At 65.2% G+C, this 21705-nt stretch carries 17 protein-coding genes; 13 read left to right on the forward strand and 4 right to left on the reverse strand.

Annotated features, from left to right (window positions below):
• Nucleotides 1-185: 185 nt before the first annotated feature.
• The gene (locus tag ABD301_RS40495; RefSeq protein WP_344315337.1) at nt 186-2090 is read right to left on the reverse strand and encodes a ricin-type beta-trefoil lectin domain protein; all 1905 of its coding nucleotides are present in this window, start codon (nt 2088-2090) and stop codon (nt 186-188) included.
• A 417-nt stretch (nt 2091-2507) separates the two neighbouring features.
• Between ABD301_RS40495 and ABD301_RS40500 the strand changes: the two genes are divergently transcribed.
• From ABD301_RS40500 to ABD301_RS40555, 12 genes are all read left to right on the forward strand, one after another.
• Nucleotides 2508-3377, forward strand: a complete 870-nt coding sequence (locus tag ABD301_RS40500; protein ID WP_344315338.1) for an acyl-CoA thioesterase — start codon at nt 2508-2510, stop codon at nt 3375-3377.
• Between the two features lie 41 nt (nt 3378-3418).
• Nucleotides 3419-4180 (forward strand): 3-hydroxyacyl-CoA dehydrogenase, encoded by a 762-nt coding sequence (locus tag ABD301_RS40505; RefSeq protein WP_344315339.1) that lies wholly within the window; start codon nt 3419-3421, stop codon nt 4178-4180.
• On the forward strand, nt 4180-5277 hold the full coding sequence (locus ABD301_RS40510; protein WP_163567608.1) for an NAD(P)-dependent alcohol dehydrogenase: 1098 nt from the start codon (nt 4180-4182) through the stop codon (nt 5275-5277). The genes ABD301_RS40505 and ABD301_RS40510 overlap by 1 nt, the downstream gene beginning before the upstream one ends.
• A 13-nt stretch (nt 5278-5290) precedes the next feature.
• Nucleotides 5291-6055: a crotonase/enoyl-CoA hydratase family protein gene (locus ABD301_RS40515; protein WP_163567609.1), complete on the forward strand. Its 765-nt coding sequence runs from the start codon at nt 5291-5293 to the stop codon at nt 6053-6055.
• A gap of 31 nt (nt 6056-6086) precedes the next feature.
• The gene (locus ABD301_RS40520) at nt 6087-6749 is read left to right on the forward strand and encodes a TetR/AcrR family transcriptional regulator (protein WP_279579769.1); all 663 of its coding nucleotides are present in this window, start codon (nt 6087-6089) and stop codon (nt 6747-6749) included.
• Nucleotides 6750-6851: 102 nt separating this feature from the next.
• Nucleotides 6852-8015 carry a thiolase family protein gene (locus ABD301_RS40525; protein WP_344315341.1) on the forward strand — a complete coding sequence of 388 codons (1164 nt, stop codon included), beginning with the start codon at nt 6852-6854 and terminating at the stop codon, nt 8013-8015.
• Nucleotides 8012-9190 (forward strand): acyl-CoA dehydrogenase family protein, encoded by a 1179-nt coding sequence (locus ABD301_RS40530; protein WP_344315342.1) that lies wholly within the window; start codon nt 8012-8014, stop codon nt 9188-9190. Before ABD301_RS40525 ends, ABD301_RS40530 begins: the two co-directional genes overlap by 4 nt.
• Before the next feature lie 13 nt (nt 9191-9203).
• A complete protein-coding gene (locus ABD301_RS40535) occupies nt 9204-10292 on the forward strand; it encodes an acyl-CoA dehydrogenase family protein (protein WP_344315343.1) in 1089 nt (362 codons plus the stop codon).
• The gene (locus ABD301_RS40540; RefSeq protein WP_163567610.1) at nt 10292-11170 is read left to right on the forward strand and encodes an enoyl-CoA hydratase-related protein; all 879 of its coding nucleotides are present in this window, start codon (nt 10292-10294) and stop codon (nt 11168-11170) included. The genes ABD301_RS40535 and ABD301_RS40540 overlap by 1 nt, the downstream gene beginning before the upstream one ends.
• A gap of 33 nt (nt 11171-11203) precedes the next feature.
• The gene (locus tag ABD301_RS40545; RefSeq protein ID WP_344315344.1) at nt 11204-12607 is read left to right on the forward strand and encodes an aldehyde dehydrogenase family protein; all 1404 of its coding nucleotides are present in this window, start codon (nt 11204-11206) and stop codon (nt 12605-12607) included.
• Nucleotides 12608-12628: 21 nt separating this feature from the next.
• Nucleotides 12629-14164, forward strand: coding sequence for an AMP-binding protein (locus ABD301_RS40550; RefSeq protein ID WP_344315345.1), 1536 nt, complete (start codon nt 12629-12631; stop codon nt 14162-14164).
• Nucleotides 14161-15396, forward strand: a complete 1236-nt coding sequence (locus ABD301_RS40555; protein WP_163567611.1) for a cytochrome P450 — start codon at nt 14161-14163, stop codon at nt 15394-15396. Before ABD301_RS40550 ends, ABD301_RS40555 begins: the two co-directional genes overlap by 4 nt.
• On the opposite strand, the gene ABD301_RS40560 is transcribed toward ABD301_RS40555, so the two are convergent.
• Complete coding sequence (locus ABD301_RS40560) at nt 15362-16687, reverse strand: alginate lyase family protein (protein WP_344315346.1); 1326 nt, start codon at nt 16685-16687, stop codon at nt 15362-15364. The two genes, ABD301_RS40555 and ABD301_RS40560, sit on opposite strands and share 35 nt — an antisense overlap.
• Nucleotides 16688-16785: 98 nt before the next feature.
• Between ABD301_RS40560 and ABD301_RS40565 the strand changes: the two genes are divergently transcribed.
• Nucleotides 16786-17739, forward strand: a complete 954-nt coding sequence (locus tag ABD301_RS40565; protein WP_163567612.1) for an NAD-dependent epimerase/dehydratase family protein — start codon at nt 16786-16788, stop codon at nt 17737-17739.
• A gap of 64 nt (nt 17740-17803) precedes the next feature.
• Here ABD301_RS40565 and ABD301_RS40570 read toward each other — a convergent pair whose 3' ends face one another.
• Both ABD301_RS40570 and ABD301_RS40575 read right to left on the reverse strand, forming a co-directional pair.
• A complete protein-coding gene (locus ABD301_RS40570) occupies nt 17804-20119 on the reverse strand; it encodes a glycoside hydrolase domain-containing protein (protein WP_344315347.1) in 2316 nt (771 codons plus the stop codon).
• Between the two features lie 185 nt (nt 20120-20304).
• Nucleotides 20305-21702, reverse strand: coding sequence for an MFS transporter (locus ABD301_RS40575; RefSeq protein WP_344315348.1), 1398 nt, complete (start codon nt 21700-21702; stop codon nt 20305-20307).
• Between the last annotated feature and the right edge of the window lie 3 nt (nt 21703-21705).

A 21705-nucleotide genomic window follows, 5' to 3' on the forward strand; every position in this document is an offset into this window, starting at 1 on the left:
CCGGCCCACCCCCAACCCTTTACCAAATAATACGAGAAATCCAGCACATCCTCGCCACCTGGGCCGGCGCATGCCATACCTGCCACCAAATTCTACGAACCTAACAAAGTACTACTAGGCGTACGGCCGCGATTCCTCACCGCGTGGGCGAGCCACGTGCGATGAGGAGTCGCGGCCAAAATGACCTACGTGGTCCATTTCTGGTTGGCGGCGCCGGTGCAGTCCCAGAGCTGCAACGGGGTGCCGTCCGCGGTGCTGGGACCGGTCACGTCGAGGCATCTGTTGGACTGCGAGTTGACGATGTCGTTGCCCGCCGTGTGTTGCCATTGTTGGTTGGCGCCGCCCGTGCAGTCCCACAGCTGCGTTCGGGTCCCGTTCGCGGTGCCGTTGCCGACCGCGTCCAGGCATTTGCCGAGCGCGCGCACCGTGCCGTCGGAGTTGAAGGACCACTGTTGCGCGGAGCTGCCGTTGCAGGTGTAGAGCTGGACGGCGGTGCCGTTAGCGCTGTTGGCGCCGGCCACGTCCATGCATTTCCCGCCGTAGCCGGTCACCGCACCGGTGCCGCCGCCCCCGCCGCCGCTGCCCTGTGTACCAGCCCACGTGAAGGTCGCCGAGGTGGCCGCCGGCAGGTTGTACGTGAAGGATTCGTTGCCCCAGTTGACTTTCACCGACTGGGTGCCGTTGGTGCCGTTGTACGCGATCAGCGCCTTCGACCCGTCCGGGTTCTGCCATGCCACATTCGGCACGGTCGAGTTGGCGGAGGAATCGATCCGGTACGCGCCGGGTTTCACGAATTTCGTCAGCTGGCCCATCGTGTAGTACTCGATGGTGTAGTCGACCTGCCCGCTTCGGCTGTCTCCATTGTGGACGGTGATCAGCCCGGTGCAGGTGCTGCAGCCGCCGCTGTTGGGGCCCATGGTCTGGTCGACCGCGAGGCTCCATTTCACCACGCTTTTACCCCAGTTCCGGGTATAGCTGATGATGTTGTTCATGTCCTCGTTCTGCTGGTTGCCGATCCAGGTGCCACCGGAATGCTCGGTGTCGTAGGCATCGGTGTTCGGGAACTGGTTGTGGATGGTGGTCTGCTGACTCACGTCCCCGCCGTAGCCGTGCCATGCGATGCCGCCAAAAAGCGAGTCGGCGCGCAGCGCCGCGTCGCCCATCGGGACCGAACCGAGGTCGTTGTAATTTCCCCAGTTATAGTCCAGAACCAGCAGTTTGGTGTCCAGCCCGGCCGCGTGGAATGCCGGCAGCAGATTGTTCTTGCTGAAGGTGTCCAAGCCGGAGCCGTTCCAGTTCATCGAGCCGTAGTTCGTGTCGTCGGAGCCGCAGCAGGTCGGCTCGTTCTGCGCGGACACGAAGTCAATGTGCAGGCCAGCGGCTTGCGACGCCTGGATGAACTTCACGAAATATTGCGCGTACGTCCCATAATACTGAGACTGCAGCCAGCCGCGGTTGGTGAACTTGCCGTTGTCCTTCATCCAGCCCGGCGCGCTCCACGGCACCGCCATCACCTTGAGGTTCGGGTTCAATGCCTTGGCCTGCTGGGAAAGCGGGATGACATCGGCCAGATCGTGGGAAATCGAGAAATGTGCGAGGCTCGGATCGGTCTGGCCGGACGGCAGGTCGTCGTACGAGTAGTTGTAGCGGGCCAGGTCGGACGCGCCCATCGGATTGCGCAGGAAGCCGACGCCAATGCCGTTCACCGGGTCGAAAAGCGCGCGCATCGTGTTGTCGCGAGTGGTCTGGGACAGGGCTCCGCTGGAGTTCATCAGCCAGGCGGCGGTGTCGGTGAAGGACGCGCCGCCGCCGGTGAACTGCTGGTAGCGGTTGCTTTCGTTGACAGTGATGGTCTGGTTGGCGCCCGGGCTGCTCGCCGCGAACGCGATCGGGGCCTGCTGCTGCAGGCCGCGGGTGACATGGCGACCACCGGAGTCATCCGTGGTGGTCAACCAGATGTTCACCGGCTCGGCGGCCGCGTGCGCCGGGCTCACCGGCAGCGCGCCAAGCGCGACGCCGGCGGTGAATGCGGCCAGGACAGCCAGAAAGCGTGAGCTCCTGGGCTGCCCGGGATCTCTGGTCGCGGGCATGACGAGTCCTTCCTCGGCACGACGGGAAAAGTGAACTCACCGAAGAACGACGACCCTGCGCAGCGGTCCGCCATGACCGCTGCATCGCCGACCCGCCGTGGCCGGGGATCCGCTGGTTTGCGGGGCCTGCCCCGGCGAGTAACACGCAGGAAACACCCGGCAGGAGAGCATGTCAATATGCGGCAAGATCGATACAGATCGCTCGTACGGCCGCAAAACCGCAGGTCAGACCTTAATTCTCCTCTTTAATCGGGAGCGAAAAAAAGTCCGTCAAGGGTTTGCCCGCGATACCTCGTCGCGGGCGACAGTCGCCCGCGATGGGGCATCGCGGCCAAACTCGGACAATGCGCCCGCCGGGCCGTACCGGCGAAGGCTGGGTATGTTCATGGCGACACAGCCCAGCGCAGGGAGGCGCGGATGCAGCCCGATCCCGGACCGGACCCGTCCCACGAGTTTGGGCCGCTGCTGGAGCTGGAGGAACTGGACGACAACTTGTTCCGCGGCTGGTGCCATTCCGGCCTGCCGCAGCGGGTTTTCGGTGGGAATGTGGCGGCCCAGGCGCTGGTTGCCGCCGGCCGGACGGTGCCGGCGCAGCGGCCGGTGCATTCGCTGCACGGCTATTTCGTCCGGGCCGGCAATCCCGACCACCAGATTCTCTATCAAGTGGAAAAGACTCGCGACGGCCGTTCGTTCAGCACTCGGCGGATTACCGCGACGCAGCACGGCGAGGCGATTTTCACGCTGTCGGCGTCCTTTCAGGTGCCTGCCGAGGGATTCGACCATCAACGGGAAATGCCGGTGACCCCGCCGGTGAGTGCGATTCCGCCGGAGGTCACCGGCAGCACGCCGGGTCGCGGCCGGATGCGCGACTCGCCGGTGACCCGAGTGCTGGACCTGAGGCCGGCCGACGGCGGCGACCCGGCCCGCCATCGACAGCGTTTCTGGGTGCGTACGCGCAATCGCCTGGATGACCAGCCGCTGTTGCACGTCTGCGCGCTGACGTACATTTCCGACCTCAGCCTGGCCAGCACCGCTTCGCTGCCGTACCGGACGGAGGCCACCATGATGATCTCCTCGCTGGACCACGCGGTGTGGTTCCACCGGCCGTGCCGGGCCGACGAATGGCTGTTGTTCGCGCAGCACAGCACGAATGCGGCGGGTGCGCGCGGGCTCGTCAACGGCGAGTTCTTCACCCAGGACGGCAAGTTGGTCGCTTCGGTGATGCAGGAGGTGCTGATGCGTCCGATCGGCCCGCCGCCCGAGCGACACTTACCTAACGATCGCTAAACGGGTAGGGTGCGGCTGACCACGGACGAAGGGATGGACGGATGCAGATCGCGGGCAGCGTCGCGCTGGTGACCGGAGGCGCATCGGGGCTGGGCCTTGCCACCGTGCGCAAGCTGGTGGAGTCGGGCGCCAAGGCGGTGATCCTGGACCTGCCGTCGTCGCAGGGCAAGCAGATCGCCGAGGAATTGGGCGACAGCGCGACTTTCGTGGCCGCTGACGTGACCGACGAGGGGCAGGTGACCGCCGCGGTGCAGACCGCCGTCGGGCTCGGCCCGCTGCGGATCGCGGTGAACTGTGCCGGCATCGGCAACGCGCACCGTACGGTCAACAAAAACGGACCATTCCCGTTGGACGCGTTCGCCAAGGTCATCCAGGTGAACTTGATCGGCACCTTCAACGTCATCCGGCTGGCCGCCGCCGAGATCGTCAAGACCGAGCCGATTGACGGCGAGCGCGGTGTCATCGTGAACACGGCGTCGGTGGCCGCGTTTGACGGCCAGATCGGTCAGGCCGCTTACTCCGCCTCAAAAGGCGGGATTGTCGGCATGACCTTGCCGATCGCGCGTGATCTCGCGAGCATGCTCGTACGAGTCGTGACTATCGCGCCGGGCCTTTTCGAAACGCCGCTGCTCGGCGCACTTCCGGACGAGGCAAAGAAATCCCTCGGCGCCCAGGTGCCGCACCCGAGCCGGCTCGGCCAGCCGCCGGAGTATGCCGCGCTGGCCGCGCACATCGTGGAAAACCCGATGCTCAACGGTGAGGTCATCCGGCTGGACGGCGCGATCCGGATGGCGCCGCGGTAATGCGGGCGCGGGCCGCCGTCCTGCGGGCAAAGGACGGGCCGTACGTGATCGAGGACGTGCGGCTGGCCGCGCCCGGAACCGGCGAGCTGCTGGTACGGATCAGTGGCGCCGGCATCTGTCACACCGATCTGCTGCCCAGAGTGCCGGACTATCCAGCCATGCCACCGATCGTGGCCGGTCACGAAGGCTCCGGAGTGGTCGAGGAAATCGGGCCCTCGGTGACCGGCCTCGAGCCGGGCGACCATGTCGTACTCACCTTCGATTCCTGCCGTGCCTGCGAAAACTGCTATGCCGGCCATCCGGCCTATTGTGACACATTTTTGGTACGCAACCTGACTGGTGTCGGTTTGGGGGATTCCGCGCCCATGCAGGACGCCGACGGCAAACAGATTTCGGCTCGCTGGTTCGGTCAATCGTCCTTCGCGAGCCATTCGATCGTGGCCGCGCGTAACGTCGTGAAGGTCGATTCCTCGCTCCCGCTGGAAATTCTCGGACCGCTGGGCTGCGGCATGCAGACCGGTGCCGCGTCGGTGCTGATCGCGCTCGGTGTCACCGCTGGTACGTCGATCGCGGTCTACGGTACGGGCGCGGTCGGGCTCAGTGCGGTGATGGCGGCGCGGGTAGCCGGCGCGGCGAAGATCATCGCGGTCGACGTGAGCCCGAAAAGGCTGGAGCTGGCGGCCGAACTCGGCGCCACCCATACGATCGACGGCTCGACCGACGACGTTGTTCGTCAGATCCGCGGAATCACCGGCTCGGGCACTCAGTTCGCGTTGGATTCGACCGGAGTTCCCGCTGTCATCGTCAATGCGATCACCGCGCTGCGACAGACGGGTACGTGCGGCCTGCTCGGTGTCGTCAAAGGCGATCTCATCCTACCGGCTTCGGTGCTGGCGCTTGGGCGCAATGTCAAGGGCATTCTTGAAGGTGACGCGGTGCCGCAGGTCTTCCTGCCCAAACTGATCGATTTGTGGCAGCAGGGCCGCTTCCCGTTCGATCGGCTGGTCGAGACTTTCCCGCTGGAGCGGATCAACGAGGCCGAGCAGGCCGCGCTTGCCGGCGAGGTAGTCAAACCCGTCCTGCTCCCCAACGGCTAACGGAGGTGGCTCAGTGAGCGACAGCGTGCTGACCGAAATCGCGGACGGCGTCCTGGTGATCACCATTAACCGACCCCAGGCCCGTAATGCGGTCGACAAGTCGGTCGCCGAGGGCATCGCGGCCGCGGTGGAGGAACTCGACAGTCGGCCGGACCTGGTGATAGGTATCATCACCGGCGCTGGTGGCACGTTCAGCGCTGGCATGGACCTGAAAGCCTTTGCCCGCGGCGAAACTCCGTCGTTGCCCGGTCGCGGTTTCGGCGGGATCACCCAGCAGCCGCCGACCAAGCCAATGATCGCCGCGGTGGAAGGCTGGGCGCTGGCTGGCGGTTTCGAGCTGGCGTTGAGCGCCGACCTGATCGTGGCCTCGAAAGAGGCGAAGTTCGGCATTCCCGAGGTCACTCGCGGACTGGTGGCCGCGGCGGGCGGACTGCTCCGGCTGCCCAAGGTTCTGCCGTACCAACTGGCGATGGAGTATGCGCTGACCGGCGATCCGTTCACTGCCGAGACCGCGCATCGGTACGGCCTGGTCAACCGCCTGGTCGAACCGGGACAGGCATTGGCGGAGGCGAAGAAACTGGCCGCGCGCATCGGGCAGAACGGGCCTTTGGCCGTACGAGCGACAAAGCAGATCGTCGCCGGAGTGGTCAAGTGGACCGACCAGGAGGCCTTCGCTGAGCAGGGCAAAATCGTTGGGCCGGTTTTTGGTTCCGCGGACGCCCGCGAAGGTGCCGTCGCCTTTGCCGAAAAACGCAAGCCGGTGTGGAAAGGCGAGTAGATTCGTTCGTTCCGTTGGGAAGGGAGGCGCAGTGCCGGCCAAAGCCGAGGTTGAGCTGGATATGGAGCAGGTCGAAGGGGGACGTTGGCGGATCTTCGGCGCCAACGTGCTGCCGCCGATTTTGGCCTGTGCGCTGGAAGCCTTCGAGGAGCAGGGCTATCACGCCACCACGGTCCGGGACATCGCGCGCCGGGTCGGCGTCACCGTGCCGGCACTTTACTACCACTACGAGAACAAACAGGCGCTGCTCGTCGAGCTGCTGATGGGCTCGATGGGGGGCTTGCTGGAGCGCTGCGAGGCCGCGGTGGCCGAGGCCGGCGGCGAGCCGGTCGACCAGTTCTCGGCGATTGTCGAGTGCATCGTGCTCTACATGGCCTCGCGCGGCTCGCAGGGCTTGCTGGACAGCGAGATTCGCAGCCTGGAGCCGGAAAATCGAGTTCGCTATATCGCTCTGCGGGATCGCCTGGAGACGACGCTGGGCGAAATCATCGAGCGGGGCGTGGCGGCCGGCGACTTCACCACCGAGTTCGCCGAGGAGTCCCGCCGGATGGTGCTGACCGCGTGCAACGCGGTCGCCCGCTGGTATCACCTGGACGGGCCGGTGTCGCCTGAGGAGATGGCGCGGCGATATGTCTCCATCGCACTCGGAGCTGTCGGATATCGGCCACGCTCTCGCGCGCGTAAGAAGTCCTGAGGCATTGTTCACTGCCTTGACTCGGTCGACCTGTTGTCAAGTTAGCGATCGCTCAGTAAGTTCTGTGACGGGGGTAACTCTCGTACGAAGAGGTGAGCCAACATGCGCGATGCCGTCATCGTCGAAGCCGTCCGTACGCCGCTGGGCAAGCGTCGAGGAGCCTTGCGCAACGTCCATCCGGTGGACCTGTCCGCGCAGGTGCTCAAGGCCCTGGTCGCCCGGGCCGGGGTGCAGCCGGCGCGGATCGACGACGTGATCTGGGGCTGTGTCATGCAGGTCAGCGAGCAGGCCGGCAACATCGGCCGCAACGCTGTGCTTGCGGCCGGCTGGCCGGAGTCGGTGCCGGCCACCACGGTCGACCGGCAGTGCGGATCTTCCCAGCAGTCGGCGCATTTCGCCGCCGCCGGTGTGATGGCCGGGCAATATGACCTGGTGATCGCCGGTGGTGTCGAGTCGATGACCCGAGTGCCGATGGGATCCGCGCGCGGCACCGGCGGCAGCCCGTGGGGCGAGTGGGTCCGCGAGCGATACGGCGTCGACGGCTTCAACCAGGGCATCGGCGCCGAAATGGTGGCCAAACGCTGGAATATCAGCCGCGAGCAGGTCGATCAGATCAGCCTGGACTCGCATCGCCGGGCCGCCGAGGCGACCGACGCCGGCCGGTTCAAGAAGCAGATCGCGCCCGTACAAGCGCTGGACAACGAAGGAAACCTGACAGTTTTTGAGGTCGATGAAGGAATTCGGCGGGAAACGTCGATGGAGAAAATGGCCGGGTTGAAACCGGCCTTTCAGGACGACGGCGTCGTGACCGCCGGCAATTCCTCGCAGATTTCCGACGGCGCCGCCGCGATGCTCATCACCACCAGCGAGATCGCCGAGCAACTCGGCCTCACTCCGCTGGCCCGGTTCCATTCTTTTTCGCTGGCTGGCGTGGATCCGGTCAGCATGCTCACCGGCCCGATCCCAGCTACCCGGAAGGTGCTGGAAAAGGCCGGGCTCAAGGTAGATGACATTGGCGCTTTTGAGGTGAATGAGGCGTTCGCGCCCATCATTGACGCCTGGTTGACCGAAATCGGAGCACCGTGGGAGAAAGTCAATCCGAACGGTGGCGCGATCGCGCTCGGACATCCGCTCGGCGGTTCCGGTGCCCGGCTGATGACCACGCTCGTGCACCACATGGTCGACAACGGGATTCAGTACGGCCTGCAGACAATGTGTGAAGGCGGCGGCATGGCGAACGGTACCATCCTGGAGCTCGTCCGATGAGCGATTTCGCGGCTCGCGCGGCCGGTTGGCTCTCCGCGCACGCACCGACCGACGGCTCAGCGGAGCTGGCCGACGCGAAGCGTTTCCAGGCCGAGTTATATGACGCCGGGTTCGCCGGCATCACCTGGCCGACCCAGTACGGTGGTCAGGGACTGAGTATGACCGAGCAGTTGACTTTCAGCGGCATCGCGCAGAAGTACGACCTGCCGACCTATCCGTTCATCATCGGCATGGGCATGTGCGGCCCGACCCTGCTGGATCTTGGTACGGACGAGCAGAAAACCCGATATATCAAGCCGCTGCTGCGCGGTGAGGAGATCTGGTGTCAGCTGTTTTCCGAGCCTGGTGCGGGATCCGACGTGGCCAGCCTGCAGGCGCGGGCGGTCCGTGACGGCGACGACTGGGTGCTGAACGGCCAGAAAGTGTGGACGACGAACGCGCAGTTCGCCGATTTCGGTGCGGTGCTGGCGCGTACGGATGTAGACAAGCCCAAACACAGCGGGCTCACCATGTTTGTCGTCGACATGCACGCGCCCGGCGTGAACGTCCGGCCGTTGCGGGTGATGACCGGGAACGCGCCGTTCAACGAGGTTTTCTTCACGGACGTACACATTCCCGGTGATGCGGTGATCGGCACCGTGAACGACGGCTGGCGGGCCGCGGTCACCATGCTCGGGCATGAGCGGGTTTCCATTGGTACGTCGATGGCGCCGCGATCGGATCCGCTGGCTTTTGGGTCACTGCTGGAAAGCGCGCGACGGGCCGGGAATTCGACCGATCCGGCCGTACGAGCCAAGCTGACCGAGCTTTACGTGCGGCAGCAGGAGTTACGGCTGCTGACCGTACGGATGCGCCAGGAAGCCTTTGCTGGCAAGCCGATCGGCGCTCGCGGCTCGGTCGCGAAGCTGGTCGGCGCGGTGGTTGCCAACCACAGCGCCGATGTCGCCGGTTCGGTGGCCGGCCCGGACGCCGTCGGATGGCTGCCGGACGACCAGGCCGCGGCCGAGCTCACGACCGGGATCGTCGGCGCGCCTGGCATCGGGATCGCCGGTGGCACCAACGAAATTCAGCGCAACATCATTGGCGAGCGGGTATTGGGCCTACCCAAGGAGCCTCAGGTCGACCGGGACGTGCCGTTCCGGGACCTGAAGGTCGGCACCCAGCGGACGAACTGACATCGGAGCCGACATGGAACTCGTACTCACCCAGGAACAGGAAGACCTGCGCGCGACGGTTCGTAAGTTCTTCCAGGACCAAGTCCCGATGTCCGCCGTGCGGGCGGTGGTGGATGGCGCCGACTATGACGCTGGGCTGTGGAAGCGAATGTCCAGCGAACTGGGCCTGACCGGGCTGGTGGTGCCGGAGTCGTACGGCGGTGCTGGCGCGGGGCACGTCGAAAGATCTGTGGTGCTGGAGGAAATGGGCCGCTTTCTGGTGCCGTCGGCCTTCTTCTCGTCCGCTGTGTTGGCGGTTGACGCGCTGCTGACGCTGGATGACGAGCAGGCGCGTGCGGACCTGTTGCCAAGACTCGCGTCCGGTGAGATCACCGGCACTGTCGCGGTCGCTGAGGACAGCGTGTACTGGCATCCGGGCACAACCAACACCGAGGCGGCCTCTACCGACACCGGCTGGGTCCTCAATGGACAGAAGAACCTCGTCGTCGATGGCGCCACCGCCGGCGTGATCATCGTCTATGCCGACGAAGGTTTCTTTTTGGTCGACGGGCAGGCAGCTGGCCTGACGCGTACGCCACTGGCCGTGCTGGACCCCACCCGGCGGCTGGCCAGGCTCGAGTTTTCCCAGGTATCGGCCCGGAAACTGGAATGTGCGGACGCGGCGGCGGCGCTGCGCGCGATGGCCGACCTGGCTGCGGTCGCGCTGGCCGCGGAGCAGGTCGGTGGACTCGCTCGATCGATGGAAATGTCGGTGGACTACGCGAAAGTCCGGGTCCAGTTCGGCCGGCTGATCGGGTCGTACCAGGCGGTCAAACATGGCTGCGTCGATTCGTACGTGGACTGGGAACTGACGTCGTCGGTCCTGCGGTATGCGACCTGGGTCGCTGACAACAATCTCGACGAGCTGCGAACAGCGGCCGCACTCGTACGATCCAGTGTTTCGCCGGCGTATTTCCGGGTCGCCGCACGGACAATTCAGCTGCACGGCGGGATCGGCTACACCTGGGAACACGATGCGCACTTCTATTACAAGCGCGCGAAGTCGTCGGAGCTGTTGTTCGGGGATCCCGCCGAGCAGCTGGCCGAACGACTCGGCATTTGATGTCGTACGAGCAAATCTCCTATCAGGCCGAAAACCGGGTGGCCACCATCACCCTCGACCGGCCAGAAAAGCTCAACGCCTTCACCCACGTGATGCTCGGCGAACTCGTCGATGCCCTGAACCAGGCCGATGGCGACGACGATGTGCGTGCTGTCGTCGTTACCGGCCGAGGCCGGGCGTTCTGCGCTGGCGCGGATCTTTCCAGCGGCGCCAGCAGCTTCGACGCCGATGCTCGTCAAGTGCGAGGCGATGTCAGGGAAATGGTCGACGGTGTGCCGCGAGACGGTGGTGGCGTCCTCTCCCTGCGGATCGCGGCGATGCGAAAGCCAGTGATCGCCGCGATAAACGGCCCCGCCGTCGGTGTCGGGCTCACCATGACGCTGCCGATGGACATCCGGCTCGCCGCGGACTCCGCCCGAATGGGCTTCGTCTTCGCGCGCCGTGGACTGACTCCGGAGGCCGCGTCCAGCTGGTTCCTGCCTCGTATCGTCGGCATCTCGCAGGCGATGGAGTGGGTGTCTACTGGCAGAATTTTCGATGCCGAGGAAGCGAAATCTGGCCGACTCGTGTCGTACGTGCATCCCGCGGACAAACTGCTGGACGCGGCGTACGCGCTGGCCGCGGAGATCGCGCAGAACACGTCCGCGGTCGCGGTGGCCGCGGCCCGACAGCTGATGTGGTCGATGCTCGGTGCGGCCAACCCGTGGGAGGCGCACCGGCTGGACTCCAAGGCGATCTTCCAGCTCGGCCAGTCCGGCGATGTCGCCGAGGGCGTCAAGGCTTTCCTGGAGAAACGGCCGGCCAAGTTCCCGCTGCGGGTCAGCGAGGACTATCTGACAGACCTGCCGCCTTGGCCAGGAGCCAAACCCGAGGCATGATCGTCTTCCAGAGAAGAAACAGAAGGGGCTTCGATGACCGACTTCACGATGACCATCGGCGGCAAGGCGGCGGCGGGCGCAGCCACCTTCGGCGTCGTCAATCCGGCCACTGGCGAGGTTTTCGCGCAGGCTCCGGAGTGTACGGCCGACCAGCTCGACAGCGCGATGAGTGCCGCCGCGGACGCCTATGTCACGTGGCGAAAAGACGAGGACACCCGCCGCAAGGCGATGCTGGCGGCGGCTGAGGCGATCGTCGCCGCGGCCAGTGAGCTGACCCCACTTCTGACTGCAGAGCAGGGCAAACCGCTCTCTCAAGCGGCCACCGAGGTCTACGGATCGGCAGCCTGGCTGAAATACTTCGCCGGGCTGGAGCTCCCTCGGGAGATCATCCAGGACGACAAGCGTGGGCTCGCCGAGGTGGTCCGCCGCCCGATTGGTCCGGTCGCCGCCATCACGCCGTGGAATTTCCCGCTGTTGCTGGCTTTCTGGAAGATCGCGCCGGCATTGCGGGCCGGCAACACGCTCGTACTGAAGCCGTCGCCGTTCACTCCACTGGTGTCGTTGAAGATCGGTGAGGTGCTGCGGGACGTGCTGCCTCCGGGCGTCCTCAACGTCGTCAGCGGTGGCAACGAACTCGGCGGTCTGATGACCGCACATCCGGTGCCCCGCAAGGTTTCCTTCACCGGCTCGATCGCTACCGGCAAGAAGGTGGCCGCGTCGGCAGCTCCGGACTTGAAGCGGGTCACCCTGGAGCTGGGCGGAAACGACGCGGCAATCGTGCTCGACGATGCCGACCCAGCTGAGGTCGCCGGCAAGATCTTCGACGGCGCCTTCGCCAACAACGGTCAGGTCTGTTCGGCGATCAAACGCTTGTACGTGCCGGAAAATCTGCACGACGAGCTGGTCGAAGCGCTGGCCGCGAAGGCCAAGGCGGCCAAGGTCGGTGACGGCACCGCGGAAGGTACCGAACTCGGGCCGATCAACAACCGACCGCAGTACGAGCGGGTTTCGGAGTTGGTGGCGGACGCGGTGGCCGGTGGCGCACGGGCCGCGGCGGGTGGAAAATCGGTCGACGGGCCGGGATATTTCTTCGAGCCAACCATTCTGGACAACATCGACGACGGCGCCCGGATCGTGGACGAGGAACAGTTCGGTCCCGCTCTGCCGGTCATCGTCTACCGTGATGTCGACGACGCTCTGCGCCGGGCGAATGCCACCAACTTCGGCCTTTCCGGCTCGGTCTGGTCGGCCGACACCGACCGCGCCGCGGCGGTCGCGGCCGAACTGGAATGCGGGACGGCCTGGGTGAACACCCACCTGGTGCTCTCGCCCAGCCAGCCTTTCGCCGGAACCAAGTGGAGCGGCATCGGCGTCGAGAACGGTCCTTGGGGCTATTACGGCTTCACCGAGATCCAGGTCATCTACCGCGCCAAGTAAGCGAAATCTGGAGGTCGGCGAATGCATCTGGGAGCGATGGCCGCGGCTACCCCGGACAAGGCGGCGGTCATCATGGCCGGCACTGGACAAACCGTCACGTACGGCGAGCTGAACGCGGCCTCGAACAAACTCGCGCACGCTCTTCGCGAGGCGGGGCTGCGCCAAGGCGACCACATCGCGCTGATGGTGGAGAACAGACTGGAGTTTTTCACGCTGGCCTGGGCAGCGCAGCGGTCCGGGCTTTACTACACCGCGATCAGCACCCGGCTGCAGGTCGACGAAGTCGCGTACATTATCGACAACTGCGAGGCGAAGGTCTTCGTTTCTTCGGCGCCGCATGCACAGGTCGCGGTGGCGGCCGCGGACCGTTGTCCCGGCCTTGTCCTCACGGTCGATCTGGACGCCAGTATCGAGGGATTTACGCCGTACCAGGAAGTTGTGAGCGGACACCCGGAAACCTCGCTGCCGGACGAGATCGAGGGCATGCCGATGCTCTACTCGTCCGGCACCACTGGCCGGCCGAAAGGCATCAAGCGGCCGATCACCGGCCTGGAGATGGGCGGCGACCCGCGTTTCGTCGCATTGGCGATGTTCTTCGGTCTCGACAACACCACCACCTACCTGTCGCCGGCACCTCTTTATCACGCGGCACCACTCGGATTCTGTATGGCAATGCTCCGGCTGGGCTCGACACTGGTCGTCATGGATCGGTTTGACCCGGAGGCATTTCTGGCCGTGGTCGAGCACTACCGCATCACCAATGGCCAGGTGGTGCCGACGATGTTCATCCGAATGCTGAAACTTTCCCAGTCCGTACGGGATAAATATGACTTGTCCAGCCTACGCGGAGTGATCCACGCGGCGGCGCCCTGCCCGATCGACGTCAAGCGGGCGATCATCGACTGGTGGGGTCCGATCCTCTGGGAATACTATGCCGGCACCGAAAACAACGGCATGGTCGCCTGTGATTCGGCGGAATGGTTGGCGCACCCGGGCACCGTCGGCAGCGCGAAGGTCGGCGAGCCGCACATCCTGGACGACAACGGCGAGGAACTGCCACCGGGGCGGCCCGGGACTGTTTACTTCGGCGGTGGCGCGGAATTCGAATATCACGGCGATCCGGAGAAAACCGCGGCCTCACGTGATCCACGGGGACGCGGCTGGTCGACGCTCGGCGACATCGGCTATCTCGACGACGACGGGTTCCTCTATCTGACCGACCGGCTCGCTCACATGATCATCAGCGGCGGGGTCAACATCTACCCACAGGAGGCCGAGAACATTCTCGCCCTCCACCCGAAAGTCGCGGACGTGGCGATTATCGGCGTGCCGGACGAGGAAATGGGCGAGGTAGTGAAGGCGGTCGTACAACCGGCGTCGATGGTCGATGCTGGCCCGGAACTGGCCGAAGAGCTGATCGCATATTGCCGGGATCGGCTGGCTCACTACAAGTGCCCACGGTCGGTGGACTTCCGGCCGGACCTGCCCAGACTGCCGACCGGCAAACTGCAGAAGAGACTTCTGCGGGACGAGTACGCGACAGGAGTCGCCAAGTGACCCCCGACGAGGCCGGCCTCGCGCTGGCGGATCCCAGCGCGTACGCCGAAGAGGACCGCTTGCACACGGCTCTGACGTTGTTGCGTAAGGAAGACCCGGTGCACTGGGTCGACCCGTCGCCGGAGTTCAACCCGTTCTGGGCGGTCACCAAACACGCCGACGTGCTGGAAATCGAGCGCCAGCAGGACATCTTCCTGAACGGTCCGCGGCCCTTGCTGGCCACCGCGGAGGCGGATGCGCACGCTGCCGAGAACGGCCAACTGCTTACCACCCTCGTTCACCTGGACGACCCGAAACACAAGGTGTTGCGGGCCATCGCGGCCGACTGGTTCAAGCCCCGCGCGATGCGCGACCTGCAACTGCGGGTGGACGAGCTGGCTGTGCGCTATGTCGACCGCATGGTCGAGCTGGGCGGCGAATGCGACTTCGTACGGGATGTGGCGGTGCATTACCCGCTGTACGTCATCCTTTCCTTGCTCGGCCTGCCCGAGTCGGATTTCCCGCGCATTCTGAAGCTGACGCAGGAGATTTTCGGTGGCCAGGACACCGAACAGCGACGCGGTCAGACCCAGGAAGAGATGATCGCGGTGGTGACGGACTTTTTCGCTTACTTCCAAGGGATCACCACTGACCGCAGGGCCAATCCGACCAACGACCTCGCGTCCACGATCGCCAACGGCATGGTCGACGGCGAGTTGCTCAATGACATGGACACGATTTCCTACTACGTCATCGTCGCGACCGCGGGGCACGACACCACCAGCTCGACCATCGCTGGCGGCCTCCATGCACTGATCGAAAATCCGGACCAGCTCCAGCGCCTGCGCGACGATCCGAGCCTGGCTGGCCCGGCTGCGGACGAGATGATCCGCTGGGTCACGCCGGTCAAGGAATTCATGCGTACGGCCACTCGCGACTACGAACTGCGAGGCGTCAGCATCAAAGAGGGCGACTCGTTGTTGTTGTCGTACCCGTCGGCCAACCGAGACGAGGACGTCTTCGAGGACCCCTTCCGTTTCGATGTAGGTCGTACGCCGAACAAGCATCTCGCTTTCGGCTTCGGAGCCCACTACTGCCTCGGGGCGGCGCTCGCCCGAATGGAGACGAAGGCCTTCTTCTCCACTCTGATTCCGCGACTCGACGCGCTCGATCTCGCCGGCAAACCCGAGTCGGTCGCCACGACTTTCGTCGGTGGTCTCAAGCACCTGCCGATCCGCTACCAGATGCGTTAACACTTGTGGAGATGTCGTCGAGTTGTTCGGCGGCTGGACGGGCCGGGAAGAGGTCGCCGCCAGGTTCGGCGGGTACCCGGGAAAGGGCGGCTTTGGCGGCCTTGTCGCCCTGTTGCGCGGCGGCATGTAGCACATCGACGGCTGCGTACTGACGGAAGTCCATTTCCGGGTAGGGCCAGACGCTTTGGCCCTGGGTGGCGGCCGGGATGAGGTAGTCGACCGCACCGAAAATGCTGCCGCCGCTTGGAGATGTGTAATGCCAGAGGTCTATTCCGACGTGCTGGCCTATCTGTGCGAGCCGGGTCAGCGCGACCAGGTTGAAGCAGAAATAGTGCCAGCTGCGGGTGCGCGTACTTTCCAGTGGTTGATAGCCATTGGCCTGGATCTGTACGTCGATCCGTTTGGTTTTGGCCGCCTGGACGACCTGGGCGGCGAGCGTTGTCTGTCCTGTGGAGAGCGCCAGCGCGGCGATCAGCATGTCGTAGAAGCTGCCGTGGTTGTTCGCCGCGGCGGCCTCGTCGGTGCCGTTTTTGTTCGTCAGCAGCCAGTTCAGGAAATCAGTCGACCAGCTGTGCATTGAGCTGTGGTCCCCGGCGGTCCAGCCCGGCGCGCCGACGTCCAGGATCGCCGTCGCGTCCAGCACCTGTGTGAAAGCGTACGAAAACTCGATGATGCCGATGCCGCGCCCGTCCACCTTGCAGGGAATTCCCTGCGCGAAGTTCATGTTCGGGTTCATTCGGGTGGTCGGGTCGACAAACCAGGTGCGCAGGTCCTGGGCGGCCTTTCGCGCGTACGACGCCTTGCCGGTATAATACCAGGCCAGTGAAAGCTGGTAGATAGCGGAAAAAGCCGTCCCGCGCTCGGCGTGATCGGAGATCGAGTCGACGATTGGGTTGCGCACGCCGTCTTTTTGGACGTACGGACAACCCCATGGGTTGTTGTCGGTCGGAGCTGTGGTTGGCCACCAATAGGGTGCGAGGCTTAGGTAGTCATGCTTATCGCCACTCGGCGGCGTCCGATTCTTGTCCGTTACCGACCAAGGCCCGGCGGTCACCGCTTTGTCCGCCTGCGCCAAAAGTGCGCTCAGCGCCTTGCGTAGCGTCGGATCGCCAAGCCCCAGGCCGATCTTGTTTTGTTGCAGCAGCTTGCCATCGAGCACCACGGTCGCTGGCGCGCACACTGCCCCGATCACCGGAAGTGTGCAAGATCTGGCGCTGCTGGCGGACGCGGTCGCGGGCGTGAGTGCGAGAGTGATCGCCACGGCTAACGCGACGACAGGCCGGAATATCATGCCCGCTCCTTTCATGTACATGAACATGTGGTGACTGGCTGAACAGAGCGTACATATGTGAAGACCTAACGGCAATGGCCAGGGATAAGGTCTTGGATATGAGGGTTGTTGTTGTTGGAGGCACTGGTCATATCGGTACGTATCTCGTTCCTCGGCTGGTCGCCGGTGGTCACGACGTGACTGTGCTCAGCAGGTCGGAGCGCGACCCGTACCAACCGCATGGGGCCTGGGATCGCGTGCGTACGGTCACGGTCGACCGGGTCGAGAGCGACGCGGCCGGCGAGTTCGGGCCGCTGGTGGCCGAGTTGGAGCCGGACGTGGTGATCGACCTGATCTCGTACACCCAGGACAGCGCTGGGCAGCTGGTGGAGGCGCTGCGTGGGCGCGTGCAGCATTTCCTGCACTGCGGCACGATCTGGGTGCATGGCCACAGCGCGGCGGTGCCGACGACCGAGGACGCGCCGCGGCGGCCTTTCGGCGACTACGGGATCGGCAAGGCCGCGGTCGAGCGATATCTGCTGGACCAGGCCCGGCGGTACGATTTTCCGGCCACCTTGGTGCATCCCGGCCACATCAGCGGGCCCGGCTGGGTGCCTATCAATCCGGCCGGCCATCTCGATCTTGGCGTTTTCCAGGCATTGGCGGACGGGAAGCAGCTCGCGTTGCCCAACCTCGGTATGGAGACGTTGCAGCATGTTCACGCGAGCGATGTCGCGGACACTTTCCTCGCCGCGATGGCCAATCGCTCAGTCTCGATCGGCGAGAGTTTTCACTCGGTCGCGTCCGGCGCGCTGACCTTGCGCGGTTATGCGGAGGCGGTGGCTGGGTGGTTCGGCCGCGAAGCGGACCTGACTTTCCTGCCGTGGGAACAATGGACGCGGACCGCCTCCGCTGATGCGGCCAAGTTGACCCATGACCACCTCGCGCACAGTCCCCATTGTTCGATGGAAAAAGCAGATCGCTTGCTCGGCTTCCGGCCGCGTTTCAGCGTTTTGGAGACTCTCGAAGAAGCCGTCAACGCCCTCGTCGCGAGCGGCCGAATCGTCCGGTGATCGTACGGGTCGACCGTTCCGGAGGCGGGGGTGACTGGCTGGAACATCACCCCCGCCCGGAAAACTACGGCGTGGACAGGGTGGTCGCCGTTGGCCAGGTGTCGTGGGAAACGCCGTTGGGGGCGGTGTTGCCAGGGAACCAGAACCAGTGCTGCAAGTGGCCCTGCGCATCGGCGGCGAAGATGTGTTGCTGGTTGCCCACGATCGCGGAAGTGGGGCTGCCGGCGAGGATTCCGGTGCTGTCCCACGTGTTCTGGCTCGGCGAATGTGGCGTGTCGCTCGGGCTCCAGGACCAGTGTTGTAGTCGGCCCTGGGTGTCCCGACCGAACACGTCCTGCTCGGTGCCGTAGAGGAAACCGGTGAGGGTGCCGGTCAAGGTGATGCCAGTGCTGGCCGCGTCGTTCCAGGTGTCGTGTTCTTTGGTCGTGTCACCCGGACTCCACCAGTAGTGCTGCAGGTTTCCAGCGCTGTCGGTGATAAACACATGCTGCTGGTCGCCGACGCTGTAGACGGCTGGCTTTCCGGTCACTCCGGTCGCCCAGCTTTCCTGCGTGAGACCGGCGGACGGGCTCCAGGACCAGTGCCGCAGATCGCCGCCGCTGGTGGTGAAGAAGACATGTTGCGCGCCACCCATCACCACTGCCACCGGGTCACTCGCAGCGTCACCGGAGCTGTCCCAGGTGTCGTGGTTCATCGAGCCGGCCGAAGAGCCGTCCGGATACCAATACCAGTGCTGCAGGTTTCCGTTGGTGTCCCTGGCAAAGACGTGCTGCTCATCGCCGTTGACGAAACCTGTCGGGGTGCCGACCAGAGTGATGCCGGTGGTGGCCGCGGTGTTCCACGTGTCGTGCTCCGGCGTATGTGGGGCGTCGCCGACGCTCCACCAGTAGTGCTGCAGGTTTCCTTTGCTGTCAATAGTGAAGGCGTGCTGCTGGGCGCCGGCACTGCCGGTCACGTACGTCACCGGCTGCCCGGCGACCGTGTTGGCCGGTGCCCAGGAGTCCGCGCTCAGGCCGGTGCCGCCGGTGTTTGGCGTCCACCATAAATGCGACAATGAGCCGTTCGTGCCGCGACCCATGTAGTGCTGTTCGCCGCCGTTCACGTAGAACTGGGACGCCGTGCTGGACGTGCTGTTGTTCGTGGCGTCGGCCACATCGAGCACGTCGCTGTCGATGTTGATCGTCACGCCGCCATAACTTTCGTTGTGGCCGCCCTGATACTGGTGGATGCGCTGGTGGTTGGCCCAGTCACCAGCTGGGATGAACGAGTCGTCGGTGTTCGCCGCGGTGCCCCAGTGCGCGAAGTAGATGTGGTCCGGTGTCGGGTACGAGCCACCGTAGACGCTGACCATGTCGGCGATTCCCGAGGCAGAGCTGGAATAAAGTCCGGAGCCGTAGCCGAGGGTGTGGATTTGGGTGGTGTAGCCGTTCATGAAGTCGAGTACGGCCTGGGTGCATGAGCCGCCCCGGCCGTAGGCTTCCATGTCATCGTAAATCACGCTGCCCGCGCTTAGACCGAGCGACTGGGCCTGCGCGACGGCGTCCTGGGCGGCGGACTGGCCCTGTGACAGCGCGCTGCCCGGGTCAATTTTCGAGCCCACGCTGGCCGGTGCGCAAGGTGCTTGCAATCCCACGTAGATCGGGAAAAGATGCCAGCCGGCGGCATCTTGCTGGGAAACCCAGGAGGAAGTCAGGTTGGCCTGCGCGCAACCGCGGTTTGTCCCACCGATATAGACGCCAACCGCGCGGTAGGGCGACGCGCCCCACGCCTGCATCGCGCCCGACGACGGTGCCGCGCAGGCGTCGAACCCGGTGCCCTGGAAGGTTCCTGGCGCGGACACGTCCGGCGTGACCGCCTTGGGTGTCACTGCTGGGGCGGCCGGAGCGGCATGGGCGTCCGCGGTCAGCTGAGCCGATTGCAGGACGGCCGCCAAAACCGGCTGCTGCGTCCCGTACGAGCCGCTGACCAGCAGGCCCGCTGACGGAATGACGAGATCTATCCGCCGGTCAGTGGTGGTTGGTACGCGCTGCGGCGCGGCGGTGTTGGCTGCTAGTTTTTGCGCCCTCACTGGTACGTTCGCGCCGGCCAATGGCTCGACGATGACCGCCTCGGTCGCGCCGACCAGGCCAACCGGGCAGGACTGGTTGGCGCCCGGATGGCCCAGATACAGCACGTGGCGGTCGAGGCGTACGCACGTCGTCGGCGCCTTTTCCAGGTCCACCACCGACCAGGTGTCCGGGATGGCGACCTGATATCCGTGGTATGTCACGACTTTTCCGGTCGCCGCAGTGGCCGGCGCCTGCAGTCCGACGGCGGCGACGACGGCAGCGGCCGCGACCCAGCCTGCCGTTCGAAGCGCGGACCGGTTGAGAATCGTCACGAGGGATCCCTCCGCGGTGCAGCTGGTACGCCCGGGTGCTCAGGCCTGGAAAACGCGGTGATACAACGTTGGAAATGGTGTGCAGCACCGAAGTATCGCCGGCTTGAACAGGTGTCAAGAGCGGTTTGTGGAACAGCGGGAATTAGCAGGCCCCGGTGGCCACTTTCGGTCGCGCAGGGGTGTAGTTATCGGACTTTTTCAGGGGATTCGTCAATTGGCAGGGCTTTTGTCGGATAGCTCGTCTGGGGCAGAACAACCGCGGCGACGAGACCGGCGACCGCGACGCAGCCGGCCGAGCTGACGAACGCGACCGAATAGCCGTACGTGAGCCCGGCCGGTCGCAGGACGGTGACCACGGTCGACAGCGCCGCGAGCCCGACGGCTCCGCTGGCCTGCCGGACCGTGTTCAGCAGGCCGGCCGCGAGGCCGTTCTGCGACGGCAGCACACCGCTGGTCGCGATCACTGTGATCGGGGTGAACGCCGCCGCGGTGCCGAATCCCAGCACCACTCCGGGAATCGCGACGGCGACGACGTACGAACCACCCGCCCCGAGCAGGACGGCCATGGCCGCAAGGCCTACCGTGCCGATCACGCAGAAAATGACCGCGGCCCGGCGGGCACCGAAAAACAAGGTCAGCCGGCCGGCGGACTGAGCGCCGGCGAACATGGCGGCACCGACCGGCAGGAACCCGAGACCGGCCCGCAGGGGTGAGAAGCCGTACACATCCTGGAGATACAACGAAATCAGGATCGGGGAGGCGAAGAATCCCAGTCCCAGCAGGAACATCACCACGTTGCCGCCGCTGACCGTACGCACCCGGAAGACCGACAGCGGCAGCAGCGGATTCGTTGACCAGCGGGCTTGGTGCGCGGTGAAAAGCCCGAGCAGCGCGACGCCAGTCACCAGCAGGGCGCCGCCGATCCAGGCACTGGAGCCAAAACTCATCACCGCGTAGACAGTCGCGACCAAACCGCCAGTGGCCAGGGTGGCTCCCCAAACGTCCAGCCTGGTACGCGGCACGCCTGGGTCCAGGCGCGGCAACTTGACGTACGAGACGGCGAGAACGAGCGCACCCAACGGGAGGCTGATCAGGAAAACCCAGCGCCAACCGAACCACTGGGTGAGCACTCCGCCGATCACCGGTCCGGCCGCGGCGGCGACCGCCCCGACCGCGCTCCAGGTGCCCAACGCCCTGGTCCGCGCCGACCGGTCGGTGAAGGTCGTGGTGAGCAGCGAAAGCGTGACCGGGATGAGCAGCGCGCCACCGAGCCCCTGCACCGCGCGCGCGGCCAGCAACGCCCCGGGAGCGGTCGCCAGCCCGGCGGCGACCCTGGCCACGGTGAACAGTCCGGTCCCGACCACCATCAATCGACGCGGCCCGAAAACGTCCGCACACCGGCCGCCGAGCAGCAGGAATCCGGCGAAGACCAGCGTGTACGCGTTCACCACCCACGGCAGTGAGATCGCCGAAAATCCCAGCGTGGCCCGGATTTGTGGCAGCGCGACCGAAACAATCGTCGCGTCCAGGATGACCATGAACGAGCCGGCGCACGCCAGCGCCAGCACCAACCGTGGTCGCATCGG

The organism is Fodinicola feengrottensis (genome assembly GCF_039530045.1).
GTDB lineage: Bacteria > Actinomycetota > Actinomycetes > Mycobacteriales > HKI-0501 > Fodinicola > Fodinicola feengrottensis.